The organism is Pseudoalteromonas sp. Angola-7, from assembly GCF_028599255.1.
Taxonomy (GTDB): Bacteria; Pseudomonadota; Gammaproteobacteria; order Enterobacterales; family Alteromonadaceae; genus Pseudoalteromonas; species Pseudoalteromonas atlantica.
On sequence record NZ_JAQREL010000003.1, the window covers coordinates 354800 to 372143 of the forward strand.

The following is a 17344-nucleotide window of genomic DNA, read 5'->3' on the forward strand; positions in this document are numbered from 1 at the left end:
ATTAAAGCGTTTGCCCCAAAATGCGAACAACTAATTGCTCAAATGTTGCCCCGTTTGCTTTTGCCGCCATGGGCACCAGCGATTTTTCGGTCATGCCAGGGACTGTATTTACTTCTAATAAATAAAAATTTCCCTGCTCATCTTGCATGGCATCTACACGGCCCCAGCCGCTTGCACCCACTAAATCAAACGCCTCTAACGAGATAGCCTGTAAGTGCTGTGTATCTTGCGCCGATAAATCTGCAGGGCAATGATACTGTGTTGTATTTGATTGATACTTAGCTTGGTAATCGTAAAAACCATTTGGAGTCGTCATTTCAATCACAGGCTGTACTTCATCGCCTAATACAGTCACGGTAAATTCGCGTCCGGTTATCCACTGCTCTACTAACACTTGGCTATCAAACTTAAAAGCGTGTGTAAGGGCATCTTCAAGCTCTTGAGCGGTACTTGCTTGCGCCATACCTATGCTTGAGCCTTCGTGCGATGGCTTAACCATTACTTTTTTAAACTCATCCATAATAGCTTTTGCATCAAAGCCTTTTTTAGCATCAACAACTGCATAAGGCGCTGTGCTTAGTCCTGCAGATTTAAATAAATGCTTACAACGGACTTTATCCATTGCCAAGGCTGAGCCTAATACAGTGCTGCCCGTGTATGGCAAGTTCATAAATTCAAGTGCGCCTTGCACTGTACCATCTTCGCCACCACGGCCATGCAAAGCAATAAAAACACGATCGACCTGTAATTCTTTTAGCTCCCACAAAGAGCGATTTTGCGGGTCAAAAGCAATGGCATCAACGCCGGCATTTTGTAGTGCATTAAGCACCGCTTGCCCTGAACGTAGTGACACTTCGCGCTCTGCTGAGTTACCCCCAAGCAGTACTGCTACTTTACCAAATTGCGCGTTTTCTTGCGTCATACTTCACCTTGCTTTAATTTTTCCACCGACATACCTGTTGCCGCTAATGTTTTAACCAATTGTCCTATATTACCAGCGCCTTGCGTTAAAACTAAGTCGTTATTTTGTAAGTTATCGGCCAGCACACCAGCAAGCTCTGCGCTCGTTGCTACATGTAGAGGCTCTTTTCCGCGCTGACGTAAGCTGCGGCACAGGCTTTTACTGTCTGCGCCAACAATAGGCTCTTCGCCGGCACTGTACACATCTAGTAATAAAAGTTGATCTACATCTGCTAATACTTTTACAAAGTCTTCGTATAAATCGCGTGTACGGGTAAACCTGTGTGGTTGATAAACCATAACTAAACGCTTTTCTGGCCAGCCTTCGCGTACCGCTGCAATGGTGGCAGCAACTTCTGATGGGTGATGTCCGTAATCATCCACCAGCATGACATTGCCGCGCTCATTTTCAAAATTGCCATAATGCTGGAAGCGTCGTCCTATGCCTTCAAATTTTTGCAGCGCCTCTAAAATTGCGTGGTTAGCAATGTTTTGATCTTTAGCCACTGCAATTGCCGCCGTGGCATTAAGTGCGTTGTGCTTACCTGGCATATTAAGCGTTGCACTTAAGCTTTCACCGCTTTTATGTGTCACAGTAAAAGTACAAGTACTTGCTGATTGGCTAAAATCGCTCATGCGGTAGTCGGCATCTTTTGACTCGCCATACGTGATCACAGGGCGACCAAAACGCGGGATCAGCTCACTTGCTACTTGCGAGTCTATGCACACTACGGCTAAGCCATAAAATGGCAGGTTATGAATAAAGTCCACATAAGTGTCTTTCATTTTCTCAAGACTGCCGCCATAGGTTTCCATGTGATCTTCTTCAATATTGGTGATCACCGATACCATAGGCTGTAAATGTAAAAACGATGCATCGCTTTCATCTGCCTCAGCAATTAAAAAGTCGCTCTTGCCCACTTTTGCATTACTGCCCGCGCTATTTAATAAGCCGCCAATAATAAAAGTAGGATCAAGCCCTGCCTGAGCATAAATGCTGGCAATTAAGCTGGTTGTAGTGGTTTTACCATGTGTACCCGCAATGGCAATGCCATGGCGAAAACGCATTAATTCGGCAAGCATTTCTGCACGGCGAACTACCGGTATACGCGCTGCTTTTGCAGCAATAATCTCAGGGTTTGTTTCGTCAATAGCACTTGAAACAACAACTACGTTGGCGTCTTTTACGTTGTTTTCGTGATGGCCTATAAATACTTCTGCACCGGCTTTAATTAAGCGTTCAGTCATTGCGCTGTGCGCTATATCTGAGCCTGTAATGCGGTAGCCTTCAAAAGCCAGTACTTCAGCAATGCCGCCCATACCCGCACCACCAATACCAATAAAATGGATGGTTTCTATTCGACGCATAGCAGGTCGAGTTTGTTGTTCTTGTATTGACTTATCTTTCACTTATTTTCTCTTATTTGTTACTTGCTCACAGTGCGAGGCAACGCTTGCTGTGGCATCTAAAATGGCTTGCTGCTTAGCATTGCTGGCCATTTGTTTAATTAATATAGGCTTTGCCAAATACGGGTTTAATAGCTCAACTATTGAATCTTTATTAAACTGCGGCTGGGGCATTAAAAGCGCGCCATTTGCGGTTACTAAATATTTTGCGTTGGCGGTTTGATGATCGTCTACCGCATGTGGAAACGGCACAAACACAGCCATTTTACCCGCGGCGGCAATTTCACTAACAGTCAGTGCACCAGCACGGCAAATAACAATATCGGCCCACGCGTAGGCGGCGTCCATATCATCTATAAATTCAGCAACTTTTAGCTCTTCATCTGCAATGTTGTTTTTCGCATACGCGCTTTTCACGCCCTCAATATGGCCTTTACCTGTTTGGTGCCACACTTTAATTGGCGCTGTTTTAGCAAGTAAATTAAACGCCTCTGGCAATGTTTGGTTAAGCACTTGTGCGCCTAGCGAGCCACCTACCACTAAAATATTAATAGGGCTTGAAACATCACGTTTAGCTACATTAGCAACGCTTGCACGAACTGGGTTACCGACTAATTCGGCTTGCCCGGGTGCAAAGGCGCTTGGAAACGCAGCAAGTACTCTGTTAGCAAATTTTGCCAACCACTTGTTGCTCATTCCTGCCACTGCATTTTGCTCATGAATCACCAGTGGAATGCCTAAACTTTTAGCGGCAATGCCGGTTGGCCCGGTTACATAGCCGCCCATAGCAAGCACTACATCAGGTTGCTGAGATTTCAATACCTTACGCGCCTGCAATATTGCATTAAGTACCATGAATGGGGCTTTAATAAGACGCTTTAAGCCATTACCGCGTACGCCCTTTACATTAATAAAATCAATTTCAATGTTATGCTTTGGTACAACATCCGCTTCCATTCTGTCTGGCGTGCCTATCCAGCTTACTTGCCAGCCTTGCTCTTTTAAATAATCGGCTACAGCAATACCTGGGAATATATGCCCACCTGTACCACCGGCCACAACTACTAATTTTTTACTCATCGCTTACCTCCGCGTGAGGTGGCTTGTTTGGTTGCCATTTTAGTTTCAAAATCAACTCGCAATAAAATACCGGTGGCAATCGTCATTATTAATAAACTTGAACCACCATACGAAATAAACGGCAAGGTTAACCCTTTAGTCGGTAATAACCCCGCACTGGCGCCTACATTAACCATGGTTTGAAACGCAAACCAAATGCCAATAGCAAACGCAAAATAGCCTTCGTATTCTTTGCCACATTTTAAAGCTTGTTGGCCTATTAAAAGCGCCCTAAATACAAACACAGCCAACACACATAAAATACTTGCTACACCTACAAGGCCTAGCTCTTCACCTATAACGGCAAAAATAAAATCGTTATGTGCCTCGGGTAAATACTGTAACTTTTGCACGCTGTTACCTAACCCTTGGCCAAACCAGCCACCTTGGCTGTAGGCCATAAGCGACTGCACTAACTGATACCCTTTACCAAATGGGTCTTCCCAAGGGTCTAAAAAGCCCACCACTCGCGCCATTCTGTATGGCTCTACAATAATCAGTAATACAACAAGCCCTACGCCCGTTAAAATAAGTACAAAAAACTGCCATAACTTTGCGCCGGCCAAAAATAACAGCCCCACAGTTGTTACAAACATAACCACCACGGTTCCTAAATCGGGCTGCAGTAAAATAAGTAAGGCATATACCGCGAATACAGCGATAGGCTTAGCAAAGCCTTTAATATTTTCTTGTACTTCTTCGCGCTTTCTTACCAAGTAGCCTGCTATATAACTGAAAAAGTATAATTTAGCGGCCTCGGCCACCTGAAAACCAACAGGCCCAATGGGTATCCAACGCTTAGCGCCGTTGACTTCGCGGCCTATTATTAACACGGCAATAAGTAGCACCATACCAAGCAGCAACAAATACGGGTTTGAGCGTTTCCACCAATCCATAGGCACGCTGGCGGCAATCCAAAATAAAACAAATGCCATCGCTAAAAACATGCTGTGGCGAATGGTAATATGGTATGAGTTATCAAACAGCCTTTCGGCTGTGGGCATTGAGGCGCTGGTCACCATTATAAAACCCACCCCTATAAGCATTAACATGCAATAAAGCAGTGGCACATCGTAAAGCTGTGCTGAGGGTTTAGGGGTGAGTGTTTCTTTTAAATCGGCAAAGGCAATCATAATTGCCCTTCCATTACACATTGCACAAAGTCATCACCGCGTTGCATGTAGTTGTTATACATATCAATGCTGGCACAGGCAGGGGCAAGTAATACAATGTCACCGCGCTTGCTAAGTACTTTAGCGAGCGATACCGCCTCTTGCATTGTGTTTACCAAGTGCGATTTACTCGTTAAAGCAGCAAGCTCTGCTGCATCTTTACCAAAGCATACAAGCGCTTTTACATGACTTTTTATATATGGCTTTAACGCACTTAAATCAGCGCCTTTAGCATCACCACCGGCTATAACAATCAGGTTTTCGTGATCTGAGGCCAAACTATCTATTGCCGCTATAGTGGCGCCAACATTGGTGGCTTTAGAGTCGTTAAAGTATTGAACACCATGTTGCTCATCAACAAACTGGCAACGGTGCGCTAAACCATTAAATTGACAAAGCGCCGCTGCGTACTGTTCTTTGCTAATATCAAACGGGCTTAATAACGCCATAACCGCAAGTGTATTTAAGTAATTGTGCTTACCAACGACCGCAAGCGTGCTAACAGGTAAGTACGCCTCGCCTTTTACTATAAAGTGCAGCTCATTATTGCGCTCAGCTAAGTGGTAATCACCGTGGTCGGTGCCAAAGCTCATTTGCGGCGCTAAAGCGCGACTAATAGGCTTAGTTTGAATATCATCTGCGTTGGTTACTAAAAGCTCAGCATTGTTATAAATGCTTAATTTAGAGTCGATATAGGCTTGGTAGCTGTCGTAACGATCTAAATGATCTTCAGATATATTTAATACCGCTGCGCTTATTGGTTTTAAGCTTGAGCAGGTATCTAGCTGAAAACTCGAAAGCTCCAGCACATACACGTCAAAATCATCACTTAGTAAATCCAATACCGCAGTGCCAATATTGCCACCTAATGCCACCTTATAACCTGCTGCTTTTAATACCTCGTAGGCTAAGGTAACAACGGTTGATTTACCATTAGAGCCTGTAACAGCAACAACCGGCTTTGTATTTATACGAGCAAATAGCTCTACATCACCAATTACTTCAATGCCTGACTCTATTGCTTGAGCAATTGCGGGAATTTTTAAGCTAAGCCCGGGGCTTATGATGATCATGTCGGTTTTACAAAGCGCGGCGCTAGCTAAATCACCAAAATGCGTATTAAGCTCAGGAGCATGCTCGCTAAGCCAATCCATACCTGGTGGCGCAACCCGGCTATCAACGACCTTTGGTGCAAAACCATGAGATAATAAAAAACGCACAATGCCCAGACCGGTTACACCGAGTCCGAGCACTGTTATATGTTTGTTTTTTATCTCGTTTAAATACTGCATTTATCGAATCTTTAATGTCGCAAGGCCAGCAAGTACTAGCACAATTGAAATTATCCAAAAGCGCACAATAACACGTGGCTCTGGCCAACCTTTTAGCTCGTAATGATGATGAATCGGCGCCATTCTAAAAATGCGCTGTCCGCGTAATTTGTATGAGCCCACTTGTAAAATTACCGATAAAGCTTCCATTACAAACACACCGCCCATAATAATAAGCAGTAGCTCTTGGCGTACTAAAATAGCAATAATGCCCAGCGCGCCGCCAAGTGCCAGCGACCCTACATCACCCATAAACACTTGTGCTGGGTATGTGTTAAACCATAAAAAGCCTAACCCTGCGCCAACAATAGCGGTACACACAACCACCAGCTCACTAGCAAGCGGTAAATGCGGGATATGTAAGTAAGCCGAAAAGTTAATATTACCGGTTAAATAAGCAATTATCGCCAGTGCTGCCGCCACTAAAATAGTCGGCACTATCGCCAGGCCATCTAAGCCATCAGTCAGGTTTACCGCGTTTGAAGTACCCACTAATGCAAAGTAAGTAATTACAATGTAAAACAAGCCTAGTTGTGGCAATACATCTTTAAAAAATGGCACAACAAGTGAGGTTTCTGACGCTTGTGTACTCGTTGCATACAGTGCAGTTGCCACCACTAGAGCAATAACCGATTGCCAAAAATACTTCCATTTAGCAATTAGCCCTTTAGGGTCTTTACGTATTACTTTGCGGTAGTCGTCTATAAAGCCCACTAAACCTAATGAGCCAATTACAAATAAGGTTGCCCATACGTATTTGTTTGATAAATCAGCCCATAATAAGGTGCTGGTAAATATGGCGCCTAAAATAAGTAAGCCTCCCATAGTAGGAGTGCCTTTTTTAGATAAGTGAGATTCGGGGCCATCATCACGTACTACTTGGCCAATTTGCATTTTTTGTAACGAACGAATGAGCTTAGGGCCAAAATAAAGCGACATCATTAACGCTGTTAATATGCCTAAAATGGCACGTAGGGTTAAATACGAAAAAACATTAAAGCCACTGTAATATTGGGTTAAATACTCTGCCAGCCAAACTAACATTATGATACTCCATTGATGGCTTGTTGCTGGCCATTTACTAAATCGGTTACTAATAATTCCATGCGAGAACTGCGCGATCCTTTCACCACAAGCGTGGTTTTATTGTTTGTGTTATTAAGACTGGTTTGAATTTGCTTGAGCATCTCTTCTCGGTTAGAAAAATGACGGTTTGGCTTATCAAATACATCGCTTGCGTATTTACTTAACACACCTAACGTATACAGCTCATCAATGCCTTGTTGTTTGGCGTATTCGCCTACTTCTTGATGGTAAGTTCTGGCTTGTTCACCAAGCTCTCCCATATCGCCCAGCGCTAAAATACGGTGCCCTTGAATATCACTTAATAAATCAATTGCTGCTTTTACCGACTTAACGTTTGCATTGTAGGTATCATCAATAACGGTCAGTGAATCAGTTACTTTTATTAAATTTACCCGCCCCTTAACATCGCCCATGGTGGCAAGTGCGGTGGCTATCTCTTCAAGTGATACATCAAACTCGCTGGTTAAAGCCGCGGCAATAAGCGCGTTGCTCACGTTGTGCTTACCAGGAAGAGCAAGCGTTACTGGTACTTTTTGATCTTGTGTACACAATAAAAAGCTCGCGCGAGCGTTTTCGTCCAGGCTGATATTTTCAGCCCAAATATCAAGTTTTTCAGTACTTGAAAAACACTTAACAGAGCGCCCTTTTAATTTATCAAGCCAGTATTGGCTAAATTCGCTATCGCAGTTAACAATGGCAACGCCATCGTCTTTTAGGCCATCAAAAATCTCACCTTTTGCCTTAGCAACTCCCATTAGACTACCAAAGCCTTCTAAATGCGCTGCGGCCACATTACACACCACAGCTACATCGGGTTTTGCCATGGCGGTAGTGTAAGCAATTTCGCCTAAATGATTAGCGCCAAGCTCTATAACAGCAAAACGGTGCTGCGGCTCTAAACGTAATAGCGTAAGCGGTACGCCAATATCGTTATTAAAATTACCTTTTGTAGCAAGCACATCTCCGTGCACCGATAAAATAGCGGCGCACATTTCTTTTACCGTTGTTTTACCCACGCTGCCCGTAATGGCAATGGTTTTAGGGTTAACCTGCGCCATAACCGCCGCACCTATATTACCTAATGCAATACGGGTATCGCTAACAACAAACTGCACAATATCTACATCTACTTTATGCTGAACAATAACGCCAATAGCGCCTTTTTGTTTAGCGTCAGCAATAAATTTATGGCCATCAAAATTAGGCCCTTTTAAAGCTAAAAACACCTCACCGTCGCAAATACTGCGGGTATCGGTATTAATATTTACTACATTGAGATTATCACCTAGATAATCGGTTGCTAGCACATTTGCCAGCCAATCAAAGTCCATTGGGATCATTGAGTTATCCCTCTTACTGCTTTTTTTAGTTGTTCTTTTACATAACTGCGATCGCAAAAGTCGATACGTTGATCGCCAATAATTTGGTAATCCTCGTGGCCTTTGCCGGCAATTAAAATTACGTCATCTGCATTTGCATTTTCTATTGCATAGCGAATGGCTTTTGCTCTATCAGCCTCTAAATGGGCTTTTTCAGGCTGCGATAAACCCGCTGCCACATCTGCCAAAATAGCATCTGGGTTTTCTGAACGCGGATTGTCGCTGGTAACAATAACCTTATCTGCATTTTGCTCTGCCGCTTGCGCCATTAAGGCACGCTTACCTTTATCTCTGTCGCCGCCACAACCAAAAACACAACTAACCCCACCAGGCACATGCTTTTGCAATGCTTGTAAAGCCAGAGCAAGTGCATCAGGCGTATGGGCGTAATCAACAACGCACGTGGGTAAATTAACTTCGCTAAACGCTTGCATACGCCCAGCAACGGGGTGCAAATGCGCGCATCCGGCGGCTAACTGCTCAAGCGGATAACCTAGCCCCAACAATGTTGCCAGTGCCGCAGTTAAATTATATAAGTTAAACTCACCAAATAGAGGCGATGTTACGCTAATATCACCCCAACTTGTGCTCAATTGCGCCGAAATGCCATTTTTAGAATACTCAACATCAGAAAAATACACATACTGTGCATTTTTAGGTGCTAAATTTTTACGGCCATAACAAATAAGATTATTAAAACTGTATTTTTCAAGCCATTGCTCTGCTTGCCCATCGTCTTGATTTAGCACCACTAGCTGTGGGTCAAAATCGCGAAACAGCATAAGCTTAGCGTCGCCATAACTTGTCATATCGCCGTGATAGTCAAGGTGATCGCGCGATAAATTAGTAAATACCGCTGCTTTAAATTGGCATTGTGCCACACGTTGTTGCACTAATCCGTGCGATGAAACCTCCATCGCCACAAGCTTTTTATGCTGCTGTTTTAAGTCATGCAATATGTGCTGCAAGTCAACAGCCGAAGGCGTGGTATTAATAAGTGGCGTAAGTGTATCAGGGTGGCCATAACCTAATGTGCCTATAATGGCCGAAGGGGTACTACAAAACTGCGCTAAATGCGCCATCATAGCCGTTGTTGTAGATTTGCCATTAGTGCCCGTTACACCAATTAAATCGAGAGATTGGCTTGGGTTTTCATAAAATTGACTCGCCAGTTCTGGGAGTTTTTTATCAAGCTCGGTTACTAAATACAGCGGCTCAAAAGTGACATCAAATTCGCACAGTCTATCGGCAATAATGGCTGTAGCGCCGTTTTCAATTGCTTTGGCAATAAACTGTCCGCCATCAAGCGCATGGCCTTTTATAGCCACAAATACATCGCCTGGCGTTACATCACGGCTATCAAGGCGTAAATCTTTAACTAGCTGCGAAGGTGCATCTATGTCGATGTATTTTAAAATAGCCTTTAAATCACGCATCGTTATCTTTACCTTTTACGTAAGCCACTTCTTCCTTATCAGGGGCTACGTTTAATATTCTTAATGCGTTAGAGACGATTTCTGCAAATGCAGGGCCTGCGGTGGCACCTCCATAGTACACATCGCCACCGGGCTCATTTATCATCACTACCACAGCCAAGCGTGGATTACTTGCCGGTGCTACACCTGCAAAATAACCTACGTATTCATCACCGTAACCACCAGCAACCGCCTTTTTAGAAGTACCGGTTTTACCTGCCGCGCGGTAGCCATCTACTTTTATGTTTCGGGCTGTACCGTCTTTTTCAAACACGCTTTCCATCATGTGAACAACGGCTTCTACGTCTTTTTGTTTAAAAATACGCTCGCCTTCTGGCACACCGTCTTGCTTTAAAATCGTTAACGGACGATTAATCCCACCGGCGCCTAACATGGTGTAAAAACGGGCCATTTGCGCCGTACTTACCGAAATAGCATAACCAAACGATAACGTGGCAATTTCAAAGTCAGACCAGCGGCGGTTTGGATAAAATAAACCACTACTTTCGCCAACCATGCCTGTGCCGGTATCGCTACCAAAGCCCACTTTTTGATATAAGCCAACTAAGTAATCTTTAGGTACTTGCTGCGTTACCTTCGCCACGCCCATGTTTGATGAATACTTTAAAATTTCGCGAAGCGTCATTTCACCGTGGTTACGGGTATCTTTTACTAAACTGCCGCCTAAACGCATCCAACCTGGGTAGGTATCAATGGTGTCGTCGGCTTTAATTGCGCCGTAGTCTAGCCCAGCTAAAATGGCTAGTGGCTTAACGGTTGAGCCTGGTTCAAACAAATCGGTAATTGCGCGGTTACGGCGTTTATGTGGTTGTGCATCGTTCAAATTATTTGGATTAAATGATGGGCTATTTACCATAGCCAAAACTTCACCGGTTTTAACATCAACCACCATGGCCGACCCCGATGTCGCTTTATATGTGAGTACAGCAGATTTTACTGCTTTATAAGCAATTGCTTGAATACGTTGATCAATACTCAGCTGAATATTTTCAGGCTCTACACGCTCACGCTCATCTAATACTTCAACTTCGCGGCCTTGAGCATCTTTACGAATAGTGCGGCGGCCTTCTTCGCCTGTTAAGGCATTTTCGTAGAGTTTTTCAATGCCTTCTATGCCTTTTCCATCAATGTTAGTAAAACCAATAATGTGGGCCGTTACCTCTCCTGCAGGGTAATAACGTTTAGACTCATCTAACAAATGAATACCAGGTAAGCGTAATTGGCTAATGTAGTTGGCAACCGCCGGTGTAACTTGGCGCTTTAAATACACAAAACGACGGGTGGGATCATTTAATAAACGCGAATTTATTTTTTTAGGATCGATACGTAATACATCTGCCAGCTCACGCCAACGCAGATCATTTTCATAATAAACAGAGGTACGCTTATCAAGCTCAGCGGCATTTTCTGCAAGCGTTTTATGATCTTCACCGTTTTTACGTGCTTGTTTTATAACTTTAGCAACAAGTGACTTATGCAATGCTTTAGGATCGGCATACACACTGACTACAGGCACACTTACAGCAAGCTCTTTGCCTTGACGATCGAAGATCATACCGCGTTGTACATGTAGTTTTTCTACACGTACGGTGCGTTTATCGCTTTCTGAACGGGCTTTATCTGGCTCAATAACTTGTAAATAGGCAGCACGCGACACCAGTGTTACAAACACTAAAAACACCACAGTGCACACCAACATAAAGCGCCATGTGATTAAGTTATTGACCTGTTTTTTGCCGCGATTTCTCATTGTATTATTATTACCTGTTCATCCTGACTGGTAGGGCGCTTCATTTGAAGCTGCGTGGTAGCAACTTCTTCAATGCGCGCATGCTGCGAATAAAACTCTTCTTCTACAAGTAAATAACGCCATTCAAGGTCGAGCTCATCTCGCTCTTGTAGCAGCGTATCTTGCTTAATTAGCTGCGCGCGAGCCGAGTGCGTAACCTGCACTACTGCAAAGCTTGAAGCGAATATCACAACCAACAAGGCCGAGGTTAGCTTGTTAGCTCCTAGGCCTTTTAATATTTCTAAAAATAAATTGGGTTGGCGATGATTCGCTTTAGTGTTCATCCAAGCCTCTGTGCAATCCTAAGTACTGAGCTGCGAGAGCGTGGATTACGCTCAATTTCTTCAGCACTTGGTTTAATAGCTTTACCCACTGCTTTTAACGTCAGGTTTTTATTTATTTGTGCGTCGGTTAAAGGCAGACCTCTGGGTATCGCTTCTCCCTTACTCTGTTTTCTAATAAATTGCTTCACAATTCTGTCTTCAAGTGAATGAAACGAAATAACCACTAAACGTCCACCTGGCTTTAATACTTTTACAGCGGCTTGCAGTGCGGTTTGAATTTCTTCCAGTTCACTGTTTATGTAAATTCTGATTGCCTGAAATGTACGTGTGGCTGGGTGTTTAAATTTATCTTTAACGGGCACCGCTTCATCGACTAAATCGGCAAGTTGCTTGGTTGTGGTAATTGGCGTGTGCTCTCTTACCTCAAGTACTTTGTGGGCAATACGCTTACCAAATTTTTCTTCACCGTAGGTTTTAATTACATGGGTAATGTCTTCAAGCTCAGCTTCGGCTAGCCACTGCGCTGCACTGCGCCCACTTGTTGGGTCCATGCGCATATCAAGAGGGCCGTCCTTCATAAAGCTAAAGCCACGCTCTGCGTCATCAAGCTGGGGTGAGGACACGCCAATATCTAATAAAATGCCATCAACTTTACCTAACAGATCGTTTTGCTCTGCAACATCGTATAAGTTAGAAAAGCGGGTGTGAGCTATAGCAAAGCGTGCGTCATCGGCAAATTTTTCAGCCGATTTTATTGCTTGTGGGTCTTGATCAATGGCCTGTAAACGCCCTTGCTCACCAAGTCGAGCAAGTATTTGACCTGAGTGTCCGCCACGTCCAAAAGTACCATCCATGTATATGCCGTCTGGCTTAATTGCAAGAGCATCGATGGTTTCGTCCATTAATACGGATACGTGTTCAAATTGCGCAGTCATTAGCTTGTGTTTGCCTTTTTTAGTGCCGTTAGAGTGTGAAATTATCTAAATCTTGGTTTGCTTCAAAATCGCCGAGCCTTTCCAGCTCAGTGTCTTGGCGCATTTGTTCGTGCCAACGCGCTTCATCCCAAATTTCAAATTTATTCATTAAACCAACTAGCATGATCTTTTTGCCAAGTTCTGCGTGGCTACGCAATGAAGGCGCCAGCAAAATTCGACCATTTTTATCAAGTTGATACTCTGTGGCATTACCTAACAACATACGTTGCATTCGGCGAGCGCGTGGATTCATATTAGAGATTTTAGATAAGCGGCTTTCTATTTCTTGCCACTGTGCAAGAGGATACAACCATAAACACGGCTCGTTTAGCGCAATGGTACATATTACCGTTCCTTGATCTTCAGACAGCAAAGCGTCTCGGTACTTAGTCGGTACCGCAAAACGTCCTTTATCATCCAAGCTCAGTGAACTAGCGCCACGAAACATAAAAAGCCTACTTTTAAATTGTGTAATCGAGTTTCGATTAATTTGATCCAGTTAGATCCACTAAAAACCACTTTTTACCACAGTGCTCCAGTTTAGGGCTTGACAAGCCTTTTTGTCAAGTAAGCTGACCAGCTTTAACGTCTCGCTAAGCTAGAAAAAATAAGGCTTTACGCAAAGCGATTGAATTACGTGGGAAAAAGTGGAGGTAGTAGATAAAATTTTTTTAAGCGATACTAATAACGTTTGGTTTACATAATTTGCTTACTGAATAATCAATGAATAATTACAAAAAAATGAATCAAGGGCCTGTTGACCTTTAAGGATTATAATTTGTTCAATCTAGGGGGTATTTAATCGCGGCGTGAGGTTTGTAACCTAGTGGGCTAAGTAAAAACCGAGTAACAAAGAGTAAATGCCCCCTAGGCAGAACCCTTCGGGCAGCGCCTGTTTGACATTTATACGTCGTTATCGCCTATTTATGGGGAATAACCACACTACATAGGCTCTACCTTGCCTAAATCCCAAACAGACTGCTGCAAATTAAATCTCGAAAGGTAAACAGGCCCTAGGTTTATAGCCATGTAAAATTTACTTAGCACAGCAGCAATACTTACTTCATGCTGCTTTTTATTTAATCTACCGCACCCTACCTTAAATATATAAAAACAATAAAATCAAGTGGTTAAATTATTTTTAATGGTTGGTTTAATCGTTGCATCTGCTATAGCACCAGTTAAATTTTTTTATTTTATTTATTAAGGATTGATTATGGCTACTGCAACAAATACAAAACCGAATACTGAAACAAACATGAAACCTGATCTTAAACAAAAAGAGAGTGAGGCACCGTTGACTGAAAAAGCAACGTCTGTAGCACACGATGCAGTAGATGCACTTTCAAGCAAGGCATCAGTTGCTGAGTCAAGCGTACGTAAAGGCGCTTCAAGCTCTGCAGAAGCACTAAGCGAAAAACAACTTATTGCTCGTGAAAAACTAACTGAGTGCAGCGCAAAAACGCGCGCTTTTGCCTCAGAAAATCCGCTAGCAACAGCAGGTATTGCTTTTGCGGCGGGTATGCTTGTAACGTCACTATTTCGTCGTAAGTAATAAATAATGAGTAGCTCACAAACAACAGCAACCACGGACGGTAATGCTCAAAATCAAACAACTGATGACCCTAGCCAAAAGGATGATTGGCAGGATCATATAGCAAAGATCATTGAATACTCTGACCAGCTCAAGGAGGATTATAAAACGCAAGGAAAGCTTACCCACCAACTTGCAAAGGCTGAGTGGAAGCTGTCGTTACGATCAATGGCGTTGATCACTATATTTTTAGGATGTTTTGCCAGTGGTTTGATTTTGTTGTGGGCCGGCTTACTAGGTGCAATTGGCTACAGTGTATATGATTTATTTGGCTCGGTTTGGCTTAGCTTTGCTACTGCTGCACTCGCGCAAATAATTTGTTTAATTTGGCTTTGGCGAAATACCGTATACCTAAGCAATAAAATTGGCTTTAGTAAAACGATTAAAAGTTTAAAGCAACTTTTAAATCTATAAGGAAATAACCATGCTCGTTAATTTTCTAATTAAAGAACCCAATGAGAACGTTGACACGTTAAATAAGCAAATGGATTTACAGCATGCATTAAAACGCCAGCACCATGCAGCGATAAAGTATCGCTTTAAGCGCTTTGCAGCCACCAAGGTAGGATTGGCATCAGCTTTTTTAGCCGGAGCAACGGTTCAAGCTGGCAAAAGCGAAACCAGCTTTGTGCGAAAATACGGCTGGCTGGTAAAGTTATTTGCATAGCAGCAATTGCATTTATAAAAGCTTTTTTAAAAGTGCAATTGCCGCTTACTTTAATACCTCTTAGTCCAACTCGTCTCTATTATGGTTTTGGCTAAAGTTTAACGCCGGCCCTTTTGGAATAATTTGCGTTGGGTTGATCATTGTGTGGCTAAGATAGTAATGTCGCTTAATATGCTCAAGGTTAACCGTACTGGCTACTCCCTCTATTTGGTATAACTCACGTACATAGTTACTTAGCGCTGGGTAGCTTTCAATGGTGCGTAGATTACACTTAAAATGCCCCACATACACGCTATCGAACCGGATGAGCGTGGTAAATAAACGCCAATCCGCTTCAGTTAATGTGCTCCCCATCAGGTAACGATTTTTACTTAGTATGCCCTCTACTTTATCAAGCGCTTTAAATAACGCAGTAAATGCATCTTCGTATGCTATTTGTGTAGTTGCAAAACCCGTTTTATATACCCCATTATTAATATTGGTATAAACAAGGTCGTTAATTTCATCAATATCAGCGTGTAGTGATTGTGGGTAATAGTCATCCGTATTATTCGTAATTTCATTAAATGCGGTATTGAACATACGAATAATATCTGCAGATTCATTACTAACAATTTTATTTTGATGCTTATCCCAAAGCACAGGCACAGTTACTCGCCCGCTGTAATTTTTATCGTGCTTGGTATAAATTTGATGTAAGTATTCACTATTAAATAAATCATCGCCGCTACTGAGGTTATCTTTATCAAAGCTCCACCCCTTATCTAACATATCTGGACTGACTACCGATACGCTAATAATATCGCTTAGGCCTTTTAGCTGTCTGAATATAAGTGTGCGATGCGCCCACGGGCACGCTAAGGCAACATATAAGTGGTAGCGATTTGCTTGCGCTTTAAACCCACCACTTCCTGTAGGTCCTGGGCTGCCATCTTTTGTGATCCAATTACGAAGCTGTGCTGCTTCGCGTTTAAATTTACCATTATTCGAGTCGGTGTCGTACCATTTGTCTTGCCATTGGCCATCAACTAATAAACCCATAATAACCTCCTCAATTAACTATTAAATGTTGCCAAATTCACCGTTTTGATAATCACGCACCGCTTGTTTAATTTCCTCTTGCGTGGTCATTACAAATGGGCCCATATGTGCAATAGGTTGCTCAAGTGGGTTACCCGCTAAAATAAGTATCCCCGCCCCCTTTTGTGAAGATATATCAATGTCACTGTTTTCACTTAATATAAGCAACTTGCCAGCATTAAATGTTTGCTCGTCACCTGTAATAAGCTCACCTGTATGAACATAGATCATCACTTTACGTTGTTTAAGCCCTGCTAACTGCATGCGTGTATTAACGGGGAGAGTAACATTGGCCAGTGCAGCATTGGCCGCTAAGCTTTGCAAACTCGACGTTAACGTAGAATCTTCAAACTGCCAATTACCCGCAAGAGCTTTAAAGCTCACACCGTGCTTGTTAGTGACTTCAGGCGCTGGATTTTGTGTAGTATCTTGATAACGTGGCGCACGCATTTTTTCGCCACTGGGCATATTGATCCAAATTTGAAAGCCATGCAGCCCCTCTTTTGCATCTGTTAGTGGCATTTCACTGTGCATTACGCCTCTACCTGTACTCATCCATTGTACATCACCAGATCGGATCGCTTTTTTGTTACCCATTTGATCTTGGTGTTCAAAGCCACCTTTAATAATGTACGTAAAGGTTTCAATGCCGCGATGAGGGTGCGGTGGAAAGCCACCAATATAGTCACTTTCATTGTTAGACTTTAGCTCATCAATCATTAAAAAAGGGTCGAGATATTTGCCATCAAAACCAGGTATTCGACTTATGTTTACACCATCACCATCTTGGGTGGCGTAAGCAGTTAACACTTTTGCTATGTTCATATTTAAAATACTGTAGTAGATTAATTAATGAGCTTATTAAAGCATTCATAAAACAATACGACTATGTCTTTAAATCGAGCAAAACATTCTATTTTTTAGAAAGTTTAGTGCTTATTTTGATAATTCGTTTATTTGGCATAATAAGCTTCATGATTAAAAACACAGACTTAAGCTGATTTCT

At 42.8% G+C, this 17344-nt stretch carries 17 protein-coding genes; 3 read left to right on the forward strand and 14 right to left on the reverse strand.

Features of this window, described 5'->3' with window-relative positions; all coding sequences use genetic code 11:
* Position 1: 1 nt before the first annotated feature.
* The 12 genes from PSH50_RS06465 to mraZ are packed head-to-tail and all read right to left on the reverse strand — an operon-like array spanning position 2 to position 13445.
* A complete protein-coding gene (locus PSH50_RS06465) occupies positions 2 to 922 on the reverse strand; it encodes a D-alanine--D-alanine ligase (protein ID WP_024033298.1) in 921 nt (306 codons plus the stop codon).
* Positions 919 to 2370, reverse strand: coding sequence for a UDP-N-acetylmuramate--L-alanine ligase (gene murC / locus PSH50_RS06470; RefSeq protein WP_004589417.1), 1452 nt, complete (start codon positions 2368 to 2370; stop codon positions 919 to 921). Before murC ends, PSH50_RS06465 begins: the two co-directional genes overlap by 4 nt.
* The gene (gene murG, locus PSH50_RS06475) at positions 2371 to 3447 is read right to left on the reverse strand and encodes an undecaprenyldiphospho-muramoylpentapeptide beta-N-acetylglucosaminyltransferase (protein WP_096740165.1); all 1077 of its coding nucleotides are present in this window, start codon (positions 3445 to 3447) and stop codon (positions 2371 to 2373) included.
* Positions 3444 to 4619 carry a cell division protein FtsW gene (gene ftsW, locus PSH50_RS06480; RefSeq protein ID WP_004589415.1) on the reverse strand — a complete coding sequence of 392 codons (1176 nt, stop codon included), beginning with the start codon at positions 4617 to 4619 and terminating at the stop codon, positions 3444 to 3446. The genes murG and ftsW overlap by 4 nt, the downstream gene beginning before the upstream one ends.
* Positions 4616 to 5950 carry a UDP-N-acetylmuramoyl-L-alanine--D-glutamate ligase gene (gene murD / locus PSH50_RS06485; RefSeq protein WP_054982318.1) on the reverse strand — a complete coding sequence of 445 codons (1335 nt, stop codon included), beginning with the start codon at positions 5948 to 5950 and terminating at the stop codon, positions 4616 to 4618. The genes ftsW and murD overlap by 4 nt, the downstream gene beginning before the upstream one ends.
* Positions 5951 to 7033 carry a phospho-N-acetylmuramoyl-pentapeptide-transferase gene (gene mraY / locus PSH50_RS06490; protein WP_004589413.1) on the reverse strand — a complete coding sequence of 361 codons (1083 nt, stop codon included), beginning with the start codon at positions 7031 to 7033 and terminating at the stop codon, positions 5951 to 5953.
* Complete coding sequence (murF, locus tag PSH50_RS06495; RefSeq protein WP_054982317.1) at positions 7033 to 8415, reverse strand: UDP-N-acetylmuramoyl-tripeptide--D-alanyl-D-alanine ligase; 1383 nt, start codon at positions 8413 to 8415, stop codon at positions 7033 to 7035. Before murF ends, mraY begins: the two co-directional genes overlap by 1 nt.
* The gene (murE, locus tag PSH50_RS06500) at positions 8412 to 9890 is read right to left on the reverse strand and encodes a UDP-N-acetylmuramoyl-L-alanyl-D-glutamate--2,6-diaminopimelate ligase (protein ID WP_004589411.1); all 1479 of its coding nucleotides are present in this window, start codon (positions 9888 to 9890) and stop codon (positions 8412 to 8414) included. The genes murF and murE overlap by 4 nt, the downstream gene beginning before the upstream one ends.
* Positions 9883 to 11700, reverse strand: coding sequence for a penicillin-binding transpeptidase domain-containing protein (locus PSH50_RS06505; protein WP_024033305.1), 1818 nt, complete (start codon positions 11698 to 11700; stop codon positions 9883 to 9885). Before PSH50_RS06505 ends, murE begins: the two co-directional genes overlap by 8 nt.
* Positions 11697 to 12023: a cell division protein FtsL gene (gene ftsL / locus PSH50_RS06510; protein ID WP_024033306.1), complete on the reverse strand. Its 327-nt coding sequence runs from the start codon at positions 12021 to 12023 to the stop codon at positions 11697 to 11699. Before ftsL ends, PSH50_RS06505 begins: the two co-directional genes overlap by 4 nt.
* A complete protein-coding gene (rsmH, locus tag PSH50_RS06515; RefSeq protein ID WP_004589408.1) occupies positions 12020 to 12958 on the reverse strand; it encodes a 16S rRNA (cytosine(1402)-N(4))-methyltransferase RsmH in 939 nt (312 codons plus the stop codon). Before rsmH ends, ftsL begins: the two co-directional genes overlap by 4 nt.
* A gap of 28 nt (positions 12959 to 12986) precedes the next feature.
* Positions 12987 to 13445 (reverse strand): division/cell wall cluster transcriptional repressor MraZ, encoded by a 459-nt coding sequence (gene mraZ / locus PSH50_RS06520; protein ID WP_004589407.1) that lies wholly within the window; start codon positions 13443 to 13445, stop codon positions 12987 to 12989.
* A gap of 768 nt (positions 13446 to 14213) precedes the next feature.
* On the opposite strand from mraZ, the gene PSH50_RS06525 reads away from it, so the two are divergent.
* The 3 genes from PSH50_RS06525 to PSH50_RS06535 are packed head-to-tail and all read left to right on the forward strand — an operon-like array spanning position 14214 to position 15258.
* On the forward strand, positions 14214 to 14552 hold the full coding sequence (locus PSH50_RS06525; protein ID WP_004589131.1) for a hypothetical protein: 339 nt from the start codon (positions 14214 to 14216) through the stop codon (positions 14550 to 14552).
* A gap of 6 nt (positions 14553 to 14558) precedes the next feature.
* A complete protein-coding gene (locus PSH50_RS06530) occupies positions 14559 to 15005 on the forward strand; it encodes a hypothetical protein (RefSeq protein WP_273609406.1) in 447 nt (148 codons plus the stop codon).
* A 10-nt stretch (positions 15006 to 15015) separates the two neighbouring features.
* Positions 15016 to 15258, forward strand: coding sequence for a hypothetical protein (locus tag PSH50_RS06535; RefSeq protein WP_004589129.1), 243 nt, complete (start codon positions 15016 to 15018; stop codon positions 15256 to 15258).
* 60 nt (positions 15259 to 15318) lie between these two features.
* Here PSH50_RS06535 and PSH50_RS06540 read toward each other — a convergent pair whose 3' ends face one another.
* Together PSH50_RS06540 and PSH50_RS06545 are read right to left on the reverse strand one after the other, a co-directional pair.
* Entirely contained in the window at positions 15319 to 16299 is a 981-nt protein-coding gene (locus tag PSH50_RS06540; protein WP_273609407.1) for a glutathione S-transferase family protein, read from the reverse strand.
* A gap of 21 nt (positions 16300 to 16320) precedes the next feature.
* Positions 16321 to 17163 carry a pirin family protein gene (locus tag PSH50_RS06545; RefSeq protein ID WP_256851425.1) on the reverse strand — a complete coding sequence of 281 codons (843 nt, stop codon included), beginning with the start codon at positions 17161 to 17163 and terminating at the stop codon, positions 16321 to 16323.
* Between the last annotated feature and the right edge of the window lie 181 nt (positions 17164 to 17344).